Here is a 19,708-nt window from a genome sequence, read left to right on the forward strand (position 1 = left end):
AAGAAAAGCGGAATCGCCTTGATCAGCCCTGAAGAAAAATGTTCGTTTGGGTCAAAAAGTGTTTTTTACTTTTAGAGACAAAGGGTTATTTTTCACAAGGGCTAGGCGATGGAGCTAGACAAAAAGAAAAGCGGAATCGCCTTGATCAGCCCTGAAGAAAAATGTTCTAATTTCAAAAAAATTATAATTTACTTAACTTAAATAAAGGAGCGATTAATATGAGTACAACAGTAAAAGAAGTAAACAACAATGTAGATGAAAAATACACAGAGGTGAATGAGTATATTCAGAAAGTTCTTCAGTTAATTGAAAAACAAGAGGTGACAAAAGAAGAAGCTGCGTGGATCACGCAAGAAACAGTAAATGGCTTTAAAGACCATGTGAACCCCGGGTTTCTTGAATATAGAAAAACAGTAACGATCGATACACAATTTGCAGCAGTAGAATGGTCTGATGAAGGTTCATGCTTTACTGATGTGAATGGAAAAAAATACATCGATTGCCTTGGCGGCTTCGGAATATACAATGTTGGCCACCGTCATCCGAAAGTAGTAAAAGCTGTTGAAGATCAATTAAAACGCCAAGCTTTGCACAGCCAGGATTTATTAGATCCACTTCGTGCGATGCTTGCAAAAATATTAGCAGACGTAACACCTGGGGATTTAAAATATTCTTTCTTTACGAATAGCGGTACGGAAAGTGTAGAGGCTGCTCTTAAGCTAGCAAAAATGTATAGCGATCGTACCACATTTATTTCAACGACTCGTGCATTCCATGGAAAAAGCCTTGGATCTTTATCAGGAACGGCAAAAGGTATGTTTCGTAAACCCTTTCTGCCATTAATTCCGGGATTCCGTCATGTTCCATTTGGAGACATCGAAATGATGAGAAAGACATTTGAGACATGTGCATTAGTAGGTGAAGATGTAGCAGCTGTTATTCTTGAACCGATCCAAGGTGAAGGTGGGATTATCCTTCCACCTGAAAATTATTTAAAACAAGTGCGAGAATTGTGTGACCAGTATGATGCTCTCCTTATTTTTGATGAAGTCCAAACAGGAATGGGTAGAACAGGAAAAATGTTTGCCGCTGATTTATATGAGGTTGTTCCAGATATTCTTTGTTTAGCAAAAGCATTTGGTGGTGGAGTTATGCCTGCAGGTGCCATCGTTGCGAAGGAACATGTATTCAAAAGCCTTTTTGACAATCCATTTATGCATACAACTACATTTGGAGGAAATCCACTTGCTTGTGCTGCAGCTATAGCTACTTTTAATGTGTTAATAGAAGAAAATTTACCAGAGCGTGCCGGTGAAATAGGGGAATATTTCTTAAATGAACTAAAAGAGGCTGCTAAAGGTCATGAAGATAAGGTTATGGAAATTCGCGGGAAAGGATTAATGATTGGGATTGAATTTCACCAAGATGAAGTGGGCTACGCATTATCGAAAGGGATGTTCGATGAAGGAATATTAGTAGCAGGAACACTCGTAAACTCAAAAACCATTCGTATCGAGCCGCCTTTAACGATTTCAAAAGATGAAGTAGATCATGTCGTGAGTAGCTTTAAGAAAGTATTATTAAACATTGGAAAATAAGAAGCTATCAAATTAGGATTCTTAAATATGCATAAGGATATTAATTTTCGATAGTTATTTAGATGTAATAAAAACAACGTTAGAAGATCTGCCAAGTTACAAGACAAAATTTTTATTATTGGTATATTAATAGTAAGTTAAAATGAATGAAAGTCAGTCATCTTTGGTGTAGGAATATTTACAAAGGATCAATAAATATTCCCCCTTTCCTTATAGTCAAAGAAAAACAAACTGGTCTAGATTTTTATAAAAATCATTGTGTTTATGCTAAATCTTACATTATGATGATTGACGTTCATTCATTATTTTTGCTTGATACTCTTCTTGGGGTTAATTTTCAAAATATTCAGTTTTATGATTAAAGGAGGAAGATAAATGGAAAATGCTACATTAAAACGTTCATTAGCATTATGGCAAATTGTATTAATGGGAATAGGTTATATGACCCCTATGGTTGTGTTCGATACATTTGGGATTGCTTCTGAGCTTACAGATGGACATGTCCCTTTAGCTTATATAATTGCGTTAGTTGGTATGCTATTAACAGCTGTTAGCTATAAAAAAATGATTCAAGTATTTCCTACAGCAGGTTCAGCATATACATATACACAAAAAACAATGAACGCTCATCTTGGATTTGTAGTTGGATGGTCTGCATTAATGGATTATTTATTTTTGCCAATGGTGAATGCACTAATTTTTCAAATTTATCTTCACTCTCTCTTCCCAAGCCTTCCTGAATGGATATGGGTTGTTGGATTTGTAGCTATTACAACAACGCTGAATTTACGAAGTGTGAATTTTACAGCTAACTTTAATACCTTTCTTGTTTTATTTCAAATTATCATATTAATTCTGTTTATTTCTGTTGCGATCAAAGGTCTTTTAAGCGGTGAGGGTACTGGTACGATCTTTTCTCTTCAACTTTTTTATGAAAAAGGACTAGACATATCAAGCCTTGTTGCAGGTGCAACATTGATGTGTTTCTCCTATTTAGGCTTTGATGCAGTTGCAATGCTATCAGAAGAAACGCCAAACCCTAAAAAAACAATCCCGCGAGCCATTTTTCTAACAGCTCTAATAGGTGGAATCATGTTCACAATAACAGCCTATTTTATTCAATCAGTTTTTCCGAGTCCATCAGATTTTAAAAATCCAGAAGCTTCCTCTCCTGAAATTGTTCTATATATGGGTGGAGTATTCTTTCAAATGGTGTTTCTTGCAGGTGGGCTTGCAGGTGTAATCGCTTCAGGAATTTCCTCTCATGCGAGCGTGTCAAGGCTTTTATACGTCATGGGGCGTGATAATATTCTTCCAAAAAAAGTATTTGGATATGTGCACTCTAATTTGAGAACCCCTGTTCTAAATATATTAATAGTAGGTTTAGTCTCATTGTCAGCCATCTTTTTTGACTTAGGAACGGCTACTAGCTTTATCAATTTTGGTGCCTTAATCGCATTTACCTTTGTAAATTTATCTGTTATCGCTCATTTTGTTTTCCGAAAGAAAAAGTATAAAACAACAAAAGAATTTTTCAATTACATCCTTATGCCTCTCTTAGGTGCAGCAGCCATTGCGATCCTTTGGCTAAATCTTGAAAAAAATTCTTTCATAGTAGGGATAGGCTGGGCTGCGATAGGATTTGTTTATCTTCTGTATATTACAAAATTCTTTAAATTTAATCCTGGAAAAATAGAATTTAAAGAAATGGATGAGCTTGAGCCGTCAAGCCAAATTGATATAGATGTTAAATCAATATAACAGAAAATTCAAAAAACCATGTTAGGAAATGTAACAAATATCCAGCGAATGATAAACAAACGTGGTATGATGCTTCTATCAATTAGATTTACCTCACAAAGATACAATATTGGTCTAGATTTTAATAGCAGAAATTCTTTTTGTGTTAAAATCTCTACGCAATATTGTGTTTATCACCTGGATTTACAGGAGGAGGTATTTTATTGCAACAATTAAAAGTACGAGAAGAAGAAATCTATCAAATTTTAAGAAAGGCAATCTTTAACACTGAGCTTTTGCCAGGAACTCAATTAATTGAAACTTCTCTTGCTGAAGCTTTTGGAGTAAGCCGTACACCTATACGATCTGTATTACAACGTTTGAAATATGATTCCTTAATTAAGATTATTCCAAATCGAGGGGCCTTTGTATATTGTCCGGATCCAAAGGAAGCTGAACAAATCTTTTTTGTTCGTCAAATTTTAGAACCGGAAGCAGCGGCTTTAGCCGCTATTCATGCTACTACGCTACAATTGGAGTTTATAAAAAATTGTTTAGATCAAGAACTTGAGTTTTATAATCAAAATGAACCGAAAAAGGCTCTTCCGATCATTGAACAATTTCGTATGAAAATCATTGAAGCTTCGGGTAATCCATATTTATTTGATAGTCTTAGGAAATTAATTTCTCTAACTCACATTATTTTAACATTTTATGATGTTTCAGATGATCATTGCTTTGATGTATATAATGAACATGTTTTATTATATGAAGCTATTAGCGCAAAAAATTCAAAAGAAGCGAAAAAGCTTGCTCATCAGCATATACCAATGATCATAAAGGATATCGATTTTTCGAAGAAATTTACTTCTTCACTTTCTATCAACCAAATTATAGAGAAATACACTTAATTTTCGGGCGCTATTGTATACAATAATTGTACTCAAAGAGGTTCGTTCTATATCCATTTAAATAATCCAGAAAAACTCAAGAAAGAACCTCTCTTTTTAAAATAAATTGTATACAATTTTTGTACACTAAAGGAGGATTCAAAATGTCATTTATTCAAATGAAAACAGCGATACCAGGACCTAAGTCAAAGGAATTATTAAAACGAAAAGAGGCAGTTGTCCCTCGAGGACCGTTTAATACAGTTTTGTCCTTTGCAGAGCAAGGTGAAGGAGCTTTGTTAACAGATATTGATGGCAATACTTTTCTAGATTTTGCTGGGGCGATTGGTACTCTTAATGTGGGACATCGTCCTGCTAAAGTCGTAGAAGCATTAAAAAACCAGTTAGATAAGTATATACATACTTGTTTTAATGTCATGATGTATGAACCTTATGTACAGTTAGCAGAGGAGTTAGTTCGAATTACCCCTGGTGATCACGCTAAGAAAGCTTTTTTTGCAAATAGCGGTGCTGAAGCAGTTGAAAATGCTATTAAAATTGCGCGGAAATATACTGGAAAAAAAGGAATTATTTCCTTTGAACGAGGTTATCATGGCCGTACACTATTAACCTTGTCGCTAACAAGTAAGGTAAAACCTTATAAATACGAATTTGGTCCTTTTGCACCTGAAACTTATAAAATCGGCCATCCTTATTACTATCGTAAGCCAGAAGGTATGACAAATGAGCAACTCGATCAGGAAATGCTGCAAAGATTAGAAACCTTCTTTATTTCTGAAGCTCCCGTTGAGGAAATCGCTGCTCTGATTATTGAGCCTGTTCAAGGAGAAGGAGGATTTATTGTTCCATCAGCAGCTTTTATGCAAGGGCTAAAGAAAATTTGTGAAAAATACGGAATTTTGTTTATTGCAGATGAAATTCAATCAGGATTTGCTCGTACTGGATCGATGTTTGCAATTGAACAGTTCGGTGTTGTGCCTGATTTAATTACGATATCTAAATCCCTTGGTGCGGGGCTTCCTATTTCTGCAGTTGTTGGCCGTTCAGAGATTATGGATGCTCCGAATCCAGGTGAGATTGGGGGTACATATGGTGGAAGTCCGCTCGGCTGTGTAGCTGCTCTTGAAGTAATAAAAATTATTGAGGAAGAAAAGTTAAATGAACGATCTCAAAAAATTGGGCAGCTTTTAACGAAACGTTTTCTTTCATGGAAAGAAAAATATCCAGAAATCGGCGATGTCCGCGGTTTAGGTTCAATGGTGGCGATTGAGTTTGTTAAGGATCCTGTAACAAAAGAGCCGAATAAAGAGATTGTTAGTCAAATCATTAGTGCTGCTCAGCAAAAAGGATTGATTCTTTTAAATGCTGGTATTTATGGAAACTGTGTTCGTATACTAGTACCAATTGTGATTACAGATGAGCAGCTCGAAGAAGGATTGAGCGTACTTGAGAATGTAGTTGATGAGTTACTAGGTAAACAAATTACTGTTTAAATCGTAAACTAGTCTGATTTTTTTAGATTCATATTTACTATATGGGGATAAGAGTCGCTATATTTTGTAAATAAATAGGAGGTAATTCATTAACTATTAGGGGGAATTTATATGAAAAAGCAGTTTCATCTATTATTATTTGCAATGATTCTTTCAATTATTTTAGCAGGTTGTGGAACCTCAAAAGAAAAAACTTCTTCAAATGGGAGCAATAATTCTTCTCAAGCCAGTAATACTTTAGAGGAAGCAAAGAAAAAAGGAGTATTAGTCGTTGGCTCATCAAATGATGCACCTTTTGCATTTATTGATAAAGATACAAAAGAATTCAGTGGCATTGATGCAGAAATTATTACAGAAATCGCTAAACGCCTTGGTATTCCAAAGGTTGAAATGAAGGAAGTAAAATTCGAGAATTTATTGCTTGAATTAAATAATAAAAACATTGATATGGTAACAGATGCAATGTATATAAAACCTGAACGCGAGAAAATTGCTAACTTTACAAACATCTGGTACACAGAAGGGGAAGCTCTTGTCGTTTCGAAGAATTCTTCTATTAAAGGGATTGATGATTTAAAAGATAAAGTTGTTGGTGGTCAAAAAGGTACAGCTTTTCTAGAATTTGCACAAAAGCTGCAAAAAGAAGGGAAAATCAAAGAGGTTACAGTCTTTGGTTCTCAGGCTGAACTATTATTAGCGGTAAATACAAACAAGATTGATGCTTGTATTACGGATAGTGCAGTTGCAGGTTACAGTATTACAAAAGATCAATCCTTAAACTTAAAATTAGTTTCTCCTTATAAAGCAGAAGCCGCTGGAAATATTGGAGCTGCAGTAAGAAAAAATGACACAGAGCTTTTAGAGGCGGTAAACAAAGAATTAGATAAATTAAAAGAAGAAGGCTTTATCTTAGAAGTTCTTAAAAAGTATGGCCTAAACGAAGATAATTTTGTTTCTGCAGGAAAATAAGGGAGAGAAAGGGGAGGATATCCTTCCCTTTCTTCTATATAAAGAGGTGATGGTATGAATGTGATAGAGAATTTAGATTTTGCAACAGCTTTTCGTGATCTTAGTTCTGTTTTATGGGAAGGACTTTGGATTGTTCTAGGTGCAACGTTATCTGGTTTTGCTTTGGCTCTTCTATTAGGAACATTAATTGCACTAGGAAGAATTTCGAAAATAAAAGTCTTAAATGGTTTTCTTGTGATACTAATAGAAATTATTCGTGGTACTCCTTTACTTGTTCAATTGGTGTATATGTACTATGTGGTTCCTTTACTGATTACAATAATAGGTCAAATCTGGAGCCCGGAATTTCAATTTAATCTTAGTCCGTTTATAGCGGGTACGATTGGATTAGGCGTAAACTATGGGTGTTATTTATCCGAGGTTATTCGTTCGGCCATTATTTCCGTAGATAAGGGACAAACAGAAGCAGCTTTGGCTCTAGGGTATACTAATCGCCAAGCCATGTGGTCTATTGTCATTCCACAAGCTTCCCGAATTGCTCTTCCAACCTTAGGAAACTATGTGATTATGATGATTAAAGATACCTCTCTCCTAGCTTTTATAACTGTAAATGAATTATTGCTTCGTACTCAAGCTTATGCCTCTCAAACATTTTTAACGATTGAATCCTATACGATTTTAGCTGTAGCTTATCTTATCTTAAGCTTACCTTTATCACAGCTAGTTCGGATAATGGAGAGGAGATTGATGCGTCATGTGTAAACCAATGATTGAAGTAGAGCAGCTTCATAAGTCATTTGGATCTAATGAAATTTTAAAGGGAATTGATTTAAAGATTACACAAGGAGAGAAGGTGGTTATCATTGGTCCTTCGGGATCTGGAAAATCCACACTTCTACGCTGCCTTAATTACTTGGAAATCCCGACATCTGGAACAGTAAAAATAGAAGGACATTATTTTGAAGAACCGAAAAAGAAATTTAATGAAAAGCATGTAGCTTCTCTTCGAACTGAAATCGGTATGGTATTTCAGCGTTTTAATTTATTTCCTACGATGACAGCACTCGAAAATGTCATGGCAGCCCAAATCAAAATTCGAAACAAGTCAAAAGAAGCAGCTAGAGAAACGGCAGAAAAATATTTAAGAAAAGTAGGACTGGAAGACAGGGTTAATCATTATCCAAGCCAGCTCTCTGGTGGACAGCAGCAAAGGGTAGCGATAGCTCGCGCACTTGCAATGGAGCCCAAAGTCATGTTATTTGATGAAGCTACATCTGCATTAGACCCTGAATTAGTCGGGGAAGTTTTGAATGTTATTCGTGACCTTGCAAAGGAAGGAATGACTATGGTTTTAGTTACCCATGAGATGAAGTTTGCCGAAGAAGTTGGTGACCGTATTATTTTTATGGATGGCGGAGTCATTGTCGAAGAGGGTCATCCGAAGGGATTTTTCCACAATCCTCAGCATGAACGGACTAAATCATTTATAAAGAAGGTTGAACATTAGGAGGAAAGAAATGCTACATATTGGATCGTATATTAATGGAAAAGAATTAAAAGGAGATGAACGGATACAGCACGAAGTTCGCAGCCCATACAATGGCGAGCTAGTAGGAATCGTTGATTTTTCTACTTTAGAAGATTTGGAGAGTGCTGTTCAATCTGCTCAACATACGTTTGAGCAAACGATGAAAAAAATGCCGGCACATCAACGGTCGGATATTCTGCGCAAGTCTGCCGATTTACTTGAAGCACAAGCTGAGGAATTCGCCCAATTGCTTAGTCAAGAAGCAGGGAAGCCGATTCGGGATGCGAGAGGAGAAGTGGCTCGTGCTGTGATGGTATTGCGTTTTGCTTCTGAAGAAGCAAAACGCAACGATGGAGAGCTTATTAAAATGGATTCAGCTGTTGGTGGGGAAGGCCGATTTGGATTAGCAAAACGAGTTCCAGTAGGGGTAGTGGCGGCGATTACACCATTTAACTTTCCTCTAAATCTAGTCCTGCATAAACTTGGTCCGGCAATCGCTGCTGGTTGTACAGTGGTCTTGAAGCCAGCGGAGAAAACACCGCTTTCAGCGATGAAATTAGTACAATTAATGACAGAAGCTGGCCTTCCAGAAGGAGCGGTTAATGTTATAAATGGATTAGGTACAGAGCTTGTACCACCTTTAGTTACACATCCTCATGTCAAAAATGTAACATTTACAGGAAGTGGTCCTGTTGGCTTTAAGATTAAAGAAATGGCTGGCAATCGAAAGGTCACTTTAGAGCTAGGATCGAATTCTCCTAACATTATTTTTCCTGATGCTGATTTAGAAGCTGCAGTAAATGGAGTGGTAAAGGGCGGGTTTGCATTCGCAGGGCAAGCGTGTATTTCTGTTCAACGCATTTATGTTCATAAAGTTGTATATCAATTGTTTATTGATTCACTAATACCAAAGATTAAAGCATTGAAATTAGGAGATCCTTCCCTGGAATCTACCGATATTGGTCCATTAATTACAGAAGAAGCAGCAATACGAGCGGAAGCATGGATTAATGAAGCAGTGGCAAATGGAGCTCAGGTTTTAATAGGCGGTCATCGTCAAAACGCTATCCTTCAGCCAACTGTGTTAGCAAATGTAAGCTATTCAATGAAGGTTGTATGTCAAGAGGTGTTTGCCCCAATTGTATCGATTATTCCTTTTGAAACAGAAGAAGAGGTGATAGCTGCGGCAAATGATTCAGATTATGGTTTGCAGGCAGGTGTATTTACTTCTGATATCCAACGTGCTTTCCGACTATTTGACTCATTGGAGACAGGCGGAGTTTGGATAAACGAAGTTTCGACAGTCCGCCAAGATAATTATCCATATGGCGGGGTTAAGTTAAGTGGTAACGGACTAGAAGGAGTACCGTATGCAATTGAAGAAATGACGAAACTAAAATTCCTTGGAATCAAATTAAATTAATGACAAAAACTCAGAACGGCGTAATCGTTCTGGGTTTTTCAGTATTTATCCCGCATTAACGGGCAGTAAGACCTCCACCTCAAGGTTATAAGTTAAAACGAGAAATCCTAGGGTGGAGGATAACTGCCCGTAAAAGCCCGATTGGTTCAACTAACCATCAGTGGGGGATGAAGTAAAACCCCCACTGATGGAAGTTTTACTTTATAAAGGCTATGTTAAATAACTTAGATGATTTTTGAATCAATAGAATTGAAGAATTAACCATTATCATATATAATGAATGATAGTCAGTCATTTTTATGCTACTCTCATGATCGAGAGTTCGGGACAATTGAATTAAGTAAAAGAAATGAATTGATTGCTATAGATTAACAAGAATATAAGACTTGTATTAAAAATATAAAATGGCTAGGAATTAGTAGATAGAATGAGAGGTATACATGAAAACTTGGTGGATCAATATCCTTTTTATTATGTTAGGATCAGCAATTATGGGGTGGGGCATTAACTGTTTTAATATCGCAAATGGGCTCTCAGAAGGCGGTATCATGGGCATTGCTTTGATACTTAAGTACTTATTCGGTTGGGATCCGGGCTTGTCAAGCATCATCATTAATTTACCTTTATTGTGGATAGGGTGGAGAATAATGGGGAGGGAAAGTTTTATCTTCACCATCATAGGAACGGTCTGTTTGTCTGTTTTTCTATCCGTTTTTCAACAATATTCTCTTGTAATGGAAGATAAGCTGCTAGCATCGATTTATGCCGGAGCAGCAGTCGGAATAGGTTTAGGCATCGTTTTCAGATTTGGTGGCATGACCGATGGTGTAGATATCATTGCAAGATTGTTTCAAAAATATTTTGGCTGGAGCATGGGAAGCACGATACTGCTTCTTGATGCTATTGTTTTACTGTTATCTTTAGTTTATCTAGATTTGGAACGGGCGATGTACACGATTTTGGCCGTTTTCGTGGGAGCGAAACTGATTGATTATATACAAGAGGGTTCCTATGCAGCCAAAGCCGTTACTATTATGTCCACAATGCCGGACCAAATTTCAGAACAAATACTGGCTGAATTGAATAGAGGTGTAACCTTTCTTAATGGGAAGGGTGGATATACAAGACAGGATAAAGAAATAATATACTGCGTAATTAGCCGCAGTGAAACGGTAAAGCTACGAAATATTGTGCATGAAATCGACCCGAGCGCTTTTGTTATTTTTAATAAAGTACATGAGGTGTTCGGGAAAGGATGGAAAGAAGTCAATAATTAAAGGCTGTTTTCTCAAAGTTTGTTGCTTTTGACATAAATACAAGAAACGTTTCGGAGCAGCCTGCATACACGTAGACTCCTGTGGGAATGCGAGAAAGGCGAGACCCCGCAGGAGCGTATGCGACGAGGAGGCTGGACGCTCGCCCACGGAAAGCGAAGTGTATGCAGGCTGCGCATTTAAAAGCAACAATCTATACGAAAACAGCCTAATTAAAATATCTAAATAAGAATTAGAACAAAGTGAAACCTTGATTTTCTATGATTAAGGTTTCTTTTTTTATAGATATTGTTAAAAAGCATTGATTGTGTGAACGTTATATAACACAGCATTATTACAAAAATATTAGAAGAAGGAGGAACTAAATCGATCATTCTGGTATGATAGAGAGCACTAAGAGATCGAACTTTAATGATGCTTTTATACAAAAATTTTATATATCGATATGAGAAGCGAAGAAAGATTAGGTGAAGAGAATGAATAAAGCGATACGCTTAAAGGTGAAATCAGGATATGTGAAAAGCTTTAAAGCTGGGTATCCTCTTTTTACGGAAGATGCAATTATTAATTTAAAGGATGTAAAAACAGAGGGCTCCATTATTGAGCTAGTGGATGAACGTCAACAGTTTCTTGGCAGAGGGTATTATGGAAAACAAAATAAAGGTAGAGGCTGGATTCTAACTCGTAATCAGCAGGAATGGATCGACCAATCTTTTTTTGATAACAAAATTAAACGCGCATTTGAGTATAGGGAATCTTTTTTTAAGGCAACAGATACGAATGCTTTCCGAGTTTTTAATGGTGAAGGAGACGGCATCGGTGGTTTAACAATCGATTTCTATGATGGTTTTTTTGTGATCAGTTGGTATAGCGAAGGAATATATCAGTTTAAAAAATTTATTATTCAATCGTTAACCAATTTAGTAAAATTCAAAGGTATTTATGAGAAAAAGCGGTTTGCGGTAAAAGGGACATATATCGAAGACGATGATTTTGTTGTAGGAGAAGAAGCGAATTCTCCTCTGATCGTAAAGGAAAATGGAATTCATTTTGCTGTTTATTTAAATGATGGAGCCATGGTAGGCGTGTTTTTAGATCAAAGAGATGTCAGAAAAAAAATTCGAGATGAATATGCTGAAGGGAAAAAAGTATTAAATACCTTTTCTTATACAGGAGCATTCTCAGTTGCAGCTGCATTAGGCGGAGCCACTACAACAACGAGTGTTGACTTGGCCAATCGCAGCAGAAGTAAAACGATTGAACAGTTCAGCGTAAATTCCATTGATTTTGAATCCCAGGAAATTATTGTGGAGGATGTGTTTCATTATTTTAAATATGCAGTTCGTAAGCAACTGAAATTTGAGATGGTCATTCTTGATCCTCCTAGCTTTGCACGTTCAAAGAAGCATACCTTCAGTGCAGAAAAAGATTATACCGACTTATTAGAAAAAGCAATCATCATAACCGAGAGAAATGGAATAATTGTTGCTTCATCTAATTGTAGTACTTTTGGGATGAATAAATTTAAGGGATTTATCGACAAGGCTTTTCAACAAGCAGGAGAAAAATATAAAATTCTTGAGGAGTTTGGGTTGCCAAAAGACTTTAAGACTGTCAGAGAATATAAAGAGGGAAACTATCTTAAGGTCGTGATGATTAAAAAACTTACATAATTTTTTCTATTAGTGTGTCTTTTGCAATGGGTAACAAAGGTATTTCATTTTGAACCATTCAAGTAAAAATGAAATACCTTTTACTTATTTGGGGTAGTAATTTTTAAGTGGTAGTATGGTCTTATTTCATATAAAATGAAAGAAAAAGATTTTAGTAGAATAAAATGTAAGGGCTTTCTATTGGGGGTGTTGTATGTTTTTATCTTTGCGAAGTCACTTAATGGTTGTTTTTACTTTTCTCTTAACCATTCCATTTATATTATTATCTCTTATTATTCCAAATTGGATTACGAGAATGATGGAAGAACAAATCCAGGATTCAACTATTGAAAAAATGGATCAATATTCATTTTATATAAATTCTATTACCACTCAAGCGGAGGAGGTTGCAAGACAGGTACTCGTTAATCAAACAACACAAACATGGATGAAACTAGAAAAAGAGGATGTTGAGTCACAAGAAAATGAACGTTTATTAATGAAGAATCAGTTGAAAAAGCAGCTTTCTTCTATCATGATTAACAATTCAAATGGAATATCCCTCTCTGTCTATATGGATAATGGTAGAGAAATATGGTGGGATAGTCTTTCTTCAAAACAAATGAGCTGGTATAAACAATACTCTCAAAAAGATCAAATGTGGATAAAAGCCCATTTTGATCCTTTTCAACAAACACCAGAAATGGGCAAGCAATACGTAAACAGCTATCTTCAGCCATTGTTTGATCTTTATACGTTTGAAAGATATGGATTTATTAAGGTGAACTACCCTACTTCATTATTTACACAAGCATTAAATAATATCACACTAGGTGAAAATGGAAGGGTGTATTTATTAAATCAACAAGGAGAAAATATTCTAACTGGCAAGGTTCAGACACCAAAAAAAATTCTACAGCAAAGTCTAGAAAAAATAAAAAAGGATCAACATCTAAATGGATTGATCCATAAAGAGTATGATGGAGAAGAATACCTCGTTTTTTTTCAAAAGCTAAGAGTTGACAATTGGATATTAGTAAGTGAAGTGACTAAATCTGAATTGTTTTCTAAAGTAAATGAACTTCGAAGAAACTTATTAATTACGAGTCTTCTTCTTTTTGGATTAACTAATTTTGCTGCCTATAGACTTTCCTCTAACATTGTTAGCCCTCTTGGGAAGCTAACACGAGCGATGAAGCTTGTTGAGCATGGGAAATTTGAGAAAGCTAAACAAATGATGCCAACCATTCAATCTGAAAATCATGAAATCAGTTATGTAATTAAAGTATTTGATCATATGATAGATCAATTAAACTATTTAATCGAAACAGAATATGAAGCAAATATACGAAGGAAAAATGCGGAATACAAGGCTTTACTTTTGCAAATTAACCCTCACTTTTTAAATAATACGCTTGAGATTATTGGAGGTTTGGCAGCGCAAGGAAAAAATAAAGAGGTTATGGATGTAAGTGTTTACCTTGCTCGTATGATGAGGTATTCAATGAATACAAAAAGTGATATTGTGAGTATGGATGATGAAATAAACTATATACGAAATTACACGGATATATTAAAAGCACGGTATGAAGACAACTTATCGATTTTGATTGATGAAGACCAAAAAATGAAACCGATTCCAATTATTAAATTTATTTTGCAGCCGCTTGTTGAAAATGCAGTGAAGTACAGCTTTGAAGGTAAAAAGGTTGCAAACATCAAAGTAATCACCAAAATGATGGAAGATCAAATGGTTATAGTCGTAGAAGATCACGGTGTTGGAATGTCAGAAGAAGTTATTGCAGAATTAATGAGTCAGGAACAACATAATGAATCTAGTTACATCCTAGCAAGTAATGGGAATAGCATCGGACTAAGAAATGTTCTCGGCCGATTACAGCTTTATTACGGAAGTCAATTTTCATTCGACATTCAATCTGAGGAATGGGAAGGGACAAAAATAACATTGAGGGTAAAGTTAGATGGAGGGATGCATGATGAAGGTGATGATCACTGACGATGAGATTCAAATTCGCAAAGGGCTAAGGATGAAAATCGCATGGGAAGATGAAGGTTTTCAAATCGTTGCGGAGGCTTCTGATGGTCAGGAAGCTCTTGATCTGTTAAAAACGAATGAGATAGATTTAGTGATTACAGATATTAAAATGCCGATCATGAATGGAATTGATTTTGCAAAGGTTTGTCATAGAGAATTTCCAAAGGTGAAGATTTTAGCTTTATCGGGTTATTCTGACTATGAATATTTACGTTCAGCCATGAAGGAAGGAATAAAGGACTACTTATTAAAGCCTGTAGCTCCTGATGAGTTAGTAGACGCTTTGAGGAAGATTCGTAGTGATATAGAAAAAGATAAGAATAAGCAAAGGAAAGAAAATCAAATCCAAAGGCTTGCTTATAATCAGATGCTGGAAATGCAAGAGCAGTATTTACTTTATTTAGTAAAAGAAGAATGGTCAGATAAAAATCTATCATTAGAGAAGCTTCAGCAAGTACATTTAAGTGAACTAGGCAATGTAGAAGGTGAATTTCAATTCATAACAGTGGAAATGAGGAATTCTGACAACCATTCTAGGTTAGATGAGCTATGGCTGCCATTTCAAATGCTTTGCAGAGAAATTGCCAAAGAGCATGGAGCTTATTGCTTTTACGATCCAAGCTACAAGCATATGATTCACTTTGTTCAAAACGTTAAGGATGGAACGTTTTTGAGCAATAGGAGTTTAGGATTAAAGGTTCAAAAATATACGAAGAGCTTCTTGAAATTAGAAACCGTCATTGGGATTGGAAAGATTGTGAAAGGGATTGCAGAATTTAAAAAAGGTTATAAGTCAAGTCTGCTTTCGTGGAGCCAAAGTCAGTTAGGTACCCAGTCGCAGATTGTCGACCAAGTCATTTATCAAGAGATGTTTGAATATTCACCTGAACTTGAAAGAAAGCTTTTGAATGGGATTGAAACTGGAAATGAGCTTGTATGCAAACAAACGATTCAATGTTTAATAGAAGGAAAACCGAATTATTCCGTTATGTCCTTTTCGTTTGTATCAAATCGAGTTTTATTATTTTTGGAAACGTTATCAAGAAAATTCGGTGTCCATACAATGGATCTGCAAAAAAATATTTGGGACTGCCAACAGAGCATTTGGGAGCTTAATGCTCAAAATAAAGTCATTGAACAGCTTATTCAATTAGCCAAAACAATCATTACTCATGTACAAAAAGCAAGATACTCGAATGGAACCATTACAGTCGAGAGCGTTCGCCGTTATTTAGATCAGCATTATGCGAGTGATATTTCACTTGCAAGCGTATCAGAGCAGTTTCATATTAATGGTGCATATTTATCTGAAATTTTTAAGAATCATGTAGGGCAAACATTTAGCGACTATTTGATCAGCATGCGGATGAAAAACGCTCAGCGATTACTAAAGGACAATCAGCTGAAAATTATTGATGTTGCCTACTTAGTTGGGTTTTCAAATTCCGGATATTTTAGTACTGCGTTCAAGAAGCATTTTGGTCTTACACCTGCAGAATTTCGTAAGTCAGCAAGTGAAAACTATAATTCACCAATAGATGAGGTATTGAGAGCGTAAGGGAGCCTTGCGCTTTTCTATTTGTATAACAATGTGATTCCTTATACTTTTTCCCAAAAATATTAAACTATATAAGCCGATTGGATTATACTTTTTACTCGAGGGATTCTGATAGGATAATACTTAAAGCATTAGGGAGGGGTGAACATCATTGAGCTTTAAGAAGAGTTTCATGGTATTTCTAAGTCTTTTTTTATTGGCTGCATGTAATGGGAAGGAAGAAAAAATGAATGAAAAGAATAAAAATATGAACACGAAACCTACTCATGCTGCAGATGCTAATTATTACATCGAACCATTTCGACCGCAATATCATTTTTCTCCTGAAGAAGGAAATTTAGCTGATCCTAATGGTTTAGTATTTTTTGAGGGAGAGTATCATCAGTTTTACCAACAAAATGGCCAGTGGGCACATGCAATTAGTACAGATCTATTACATTGGAAGCATCTTCCCATTGCGTTATCCTATGATGAATTAGGTCAATCCATTTCAGGGAGTGCAGTAGTAGATTGGAAGGATACGAGCGGATTCTTTGGAGGGAAGCCAGGCTTGGTCGCTATCTTTACAAATACCAAAGAAGGGATTGAATCGCAAAGTCTCGCCTACAGTAAAGATAATGGACGAACGTGGGAAAAATATAAAGGCAATCCTATTATCCAAAATCCGGGGATAAAGGATTTTAGAGATCCTAAGGTCTTTTGGCATCAAGAGACAAAAAAGTGGGTAATGGTGGTCTCTACAAATCAAAGTGTTAGCTTTTATGGGTCATCTGACTTAAAGAAATGGAAGTTTCTAAGTAAGTTTGGGGAAGATCAAGGATCACATGCTGCTGTGTGGGAATGTCCAGACTTGTTTCAGCTTCCTGTAGATGGAAATTCCAAAAATAAAAAGTGGGTTCTTCATGTTAGTGTTGGGGATAATGCTGAAACAAATGGATCAACAGCTCAATATTTTATTGGTGAATTTGATGGCAAACATTTTTTAAATGACAATAAGAAAGATACCGTATTATGGACAGACTTTGGAAAAGATTTTTATGCAGCACAATCCTATTCGGATTTGCCAACAGAGGATGGCCGACGTATTTGGCAAGGCTGGATGTCCAATTGGAGGTATCCTTATCAATCTCCAACAAAGCCGTGGATGGGTTCAATGTCTATTCCTAGAGAAGTATCTTTACAGACGATTAAAAATGAAGGAATTCGCCTAGTTCAAAGACCAATAAAAGAATTAGAGAGTTTACGAGTAGATGAAATAAAGCTTAAGGATATAGTGGTTGATGGGAATAAGCAACTAGATCAATTTTCAGGAACAACATTTGAATTTGAAGGTGTTTTAGAATGGGAGCATGTTGAAGAGTTCGGAATTCGTCTTCGACAATCGAATGAAGAAGAGACCGTTATTGGATATGAATCGAATGGTCCACACGTTTTTATGAATCGAACAAATTCTGGTCTGCAAACGATTTTAGATCGTTCAGGACATGAATTTACATTCGGAAACAAATATACAGCTCCTTATTCACCCGAAAAAAAGAGCTTAAAGATTCATGGATTTGTGGATGAATCATCTGTTGAAATATTTATAAATGATGGGGAACAGGTCTTTACAAACCTGATCTATACGAAGTCAACAAATGGTGGTGTTGAGCTCTATTCGAAAGGAGGTTCGGTAACCTTTAAATCTCTTAAGTTGTATCATTTGCAATCTACATGGAGAAAAAAATCAGAAAGCAAACATATTGAACGTATTGTTGTAAATGAGCAATCACTTGATTTAAAGGTAGGAGAATCGAAAGAAATGAAAGCTGCCTTTAAACCAGATTGGGTTAAGGACGAGGGCAACCTTATTTGGAAATTACAAGATCCAGGACTTGTAGAAATAAAAGACAATGGGAATGGAAATGTCCAAATGAAAGGACTTCAATCTGGTTCAACAGAGATTCAAGTTTCTGATCCATCAGGAAGAGTATCGACAAGCATTAATGTGTATGTATTTGATTAATTCCTTGTGATCCGAAAATTTTAAATATGGAGAACCGATGAAATTAAAATCATACGTATGGGCAATTTGTTATAGTAAATTCAAGGAAGGCATTTATCAATGAGAGGGGTAAAATAATGAAAAAGAAAAAAGTCTTCGGTATTACGGCAACGATTGTCTTGTCTGTAGGGATGATCTTAGGAGGCTGTTCATCGTCAGAAAAAACATCCATTACTAAAGGAGATGTGACAACTATCACATTCTGGCGTAATTCTGGAAATGATGCAGAAAATAAAGTTTATGAAGATTTGATCAAATCCTTTGAAAAAGAAAATCCAAAAATTGATGTTAAAATGACTCCAATTCCATTCGCTGATTATTCGACAAAACTTAGAACCGCGCTTGCCTCAGGTAATCCACCGGATATTTTAGCAGTTGATAGCCCTGATTTAGGAGCTTATGCTGAAGCAGGCGCATTGCTTTCTATCGATGATTATATGAAGAAAGAGGGAAATATTGAAGATATTCCAGAAGGAACGCTTGCTGGAGTAACATACAAAGATAAAATATATCTTGCTCCAATTGTCCAATCTGGAATCGCCATGTTCTACAATAAAAATTTGTTTAAAAAAGCAGGACTAGAGTTTCCATCTGAGGATCCAAAAAACCCATGGACTTGGGAACAGGTATTAGACGCTGCGAAAAAAATCAACGATCCGAAAAACGGTATTTATGGAATTGATCCAGCACAAGGCTTTGGGGATGGGGAAGGACCAGCTTATTTCAAATCACCTATTATTTGGCAATTCGGAGGGGATATATTAAGCCCAGATGGTTCAACAGCTGACGGGTACTTAAACTCACCCCAAACTTTGAAAGCGCTTCAATTCTTTCAGGATTTATACCAAAAAGACAAAGTGGCTGCTGTAGAATTACCACCTGATCCATTTGCAACAGGTAAATTAGGAATCAGCGTAGACGGATCATGGGCCTTATCACATTTTGCAAATAATTTCCCTAATTTTAAATTAGGCGAAGATTATGGAGTTGCACCACTGCCTAAGGAAGCAAATCAAGTTGCTCCAAATGGAGGGTGGACATTAGGAATTTCAGCGAAAACAAAACACCAAGATGAGGCTTGGAAGTTCGTTCAATATGTAACGAGCTATGATGGTCAAAAAACATATGTTGAAGCAACGGGCGATATTCCAGTAAGAATTTCTGTGGCAAAAGAAATCCCTGAAATCAATGAGTATCCAAAAAATATCTTCCTTGTTCAAGGTCAGGAGTTTTCAAAAAATAGACCGGTTACTCCTGCGTATCCAACTGTTAGTAAATCGATTAAAAAGTTGTTTGAAGATGTAGGTTTAGCGAATCGAAATGTAAAGGCCGCGGCAGAAGAAGCGGTGAAGGAAATCGATAAAGCGATTGAGCAATCAACGAAATAATGTTTTAAATTGAAAGCGTTAACTTAATTTGGGGGAGGCGCCATTTCTCTAAAAAAATGGAGAAGATGTCTCAA

The 19,708-nt window shown here is 36.1% G+C and carries 14 protein-coding genes; all 14 read left to right on the forward strand.

The annotated features are described in order from the left end of the window. Window positions 1-218: 218 nt before the first annotated feature. The 14 genes from FDO66_RS00810 to FDO66_RS00875 all read left to right on the forward strand — a co-directional run bounded on the left by FDO66_RS00810 (window position 219) and on the right by FDO66_RS00875 (window position 19,634). A complete protein-coding gene (locus FDO66_RS00810; protein ID WP_141430503.1) occupies window positions 219-1,598 on the forward strand; it encodes a putrescine aminotransferase in 1,380 nt (459 codons plus the stop codon). A 375-nt stretch (window positions 1,599-1,973) separates the two neighbouring features. Beyond that, window positions 1,974-3,359, forward strand: coding sequence for an APC family permease (locus FDO66_RS00815; protein WP_141430504.1), 1,386 nt, complete (start codon window positions 1,974-1,976; stop codon window positions 3,357-3,359). A gap of 203 nt (window positions 3,360-3,562) precedes the next feature. After that, window positions 3,563-4,249 carry a GntR family transcriptional regulator gene (locus tag FDO66_RS00820; RefSeq protein ID WP_141430505.1) on the forward strand — a complete coding sequence of 229 codons (687 nt, stop codon included), beginning with the start codon at window positions 3,563-3,565 and terminating at the stop codon, window positions 4,247-4,249. Between the two features lie 143 nt (window positions 4,250-4,392). Next, complete coding sequence (gabT, locus tag FDO66_RS00825) at window positions 4,393-5,742, forward strand: 4-aminobutyrate--2-oxoglutarate transaminase (protein WP_141430506.1); 1,350 nt, start codon at window positions 4,393-4,395, stop codon at window positions 5,740-5,742. Between the two features lie 111 nt (window positions 5,743-5,853). Next, window positions 5,854-6,711, forward strand: coding sequence for a substrate-binding periplasmic protein (locus tag FDO66_RS00830; RefSeq protein WP_141430507.1), 858 nt, complete (start codon window positions 5,854-5,856; stop codon window positions 6,709-6,711). Between the two features lie 54 nt (window positions 6,712-6,765). Continuing rightward, complete coding sequence (locus FDO66_RS00835) at window positions 6,766-7,473, forward strand: amino acid ABC transporter permease (protein WP_141430508.1); 708 nt, start codon at window positions 6,766-6,768, stop codon at window positions 7,471-7,473. A 4-nt stretch (window positions 7,474-7,477) separates the two neighbouring features. Next, complete coding sequence (locus tag FDO66_RS00840; protein WP_141430675.1) at window positions 7,478-8,218, forward strand: amino acid ABC transporter ATP-binding protein; 741 nt, start codon at window positions 7,478-7,480, stop codon at window positions 8,216-8,218. Between the two features lie 10 nt (window positions 8,219-8,228). After that, window positions 8,229-9,662 (forward strand): aldehyde dehydrogenase family protein, encoded by a 1,434-nt coding sequence (locus FDO66_RS00845; protein ID WP_141430509.1) that lies wholly within the window; start codon window positions 8,229-8,231, stop codon window positions 9,660-9,662. Window positions 9,663-10,102: 440 nt separating this feature from the next. Further along, window positions 10,103-10,939 (forward strand): YitT family protein, encoded by an 837-nt coding sequence (locus tag FDO66_RS00850; protein WP_141430510.1) that lies wholly within the window; start codon window positions 10,103-10,105, stop codon window positions 10,937-10,939. Window positions 10,940-11,412: 473 nt separating this feature from the next. After that, window positions 11,413-12,609, forward strand: coding sequence for a class I SAM-dependent rRNA methyltransferase (locus tag FDO66_RS00855; RefSeq protein ID WP_141430511.1), 1,197 nt, complete (start codon window positions 11,413-11,415; stop codon window positions 12,607-12,609). Window positions 12,610-12,802: 193 nt separating this feature from the next. Beyond that, complete coding sequence (locus tag FDO66_RS00860) at window positions 12,803-14,605, forward strand: sensor histidine kinase (RefSeq protein WP_141430512.1); 1,803 nt, start codon at window positions 12,803-12,805, stop codon at window positions 14,603-14,605. Beyond that, entirely contained in the window at window positions 14,586-16,202 is a 1,617-nt protein-coding gene (locus FDO66_RS00865; protein WP_141430513.1) for a response regulator transcription factor, read from the forward strand. Before FDO66_RS00860 ends, FDO66_RS00865 begins: the two co-directional genes overlap by 20 nt. A gap of 151 nt (window positions 16,203-16,353) precedes the next feature. Further along, window positions 16,354-18,207 (forward strand): glycoside hydrolase family 32 protein, encoded by a 1,854-nt coding sequence (locus FDO66_RS00870; protein ID WP_258535519.1) that lies wholly within the window; start codon window positions 16,354-16,356, stop codon window positions 18,205-18,207. A 116-nt stretch (window positions 18,208-18,323) separates the two neighbouring features. Further along, a complete protein-coding gene (locus tag FDO66_RS00875) occupies window positions 18,324-19,634 on the forward strand; it encodes an ABC transporter substrate-binding protein (RefSeq protein ID WP_141430514.1) in 1,311 nt (436 codons plus the stop codon). Window positions 19,635-19,708 lie beyond the last annotated feature (74 nt).

This window comes from Bacillus sp. 03113 (assembly GCF_006546985.1).
Classification (GTDB): Bacteria; Bacillota; Bacilli; order Bacillales; family Cytobacillaceae; genus VATK01.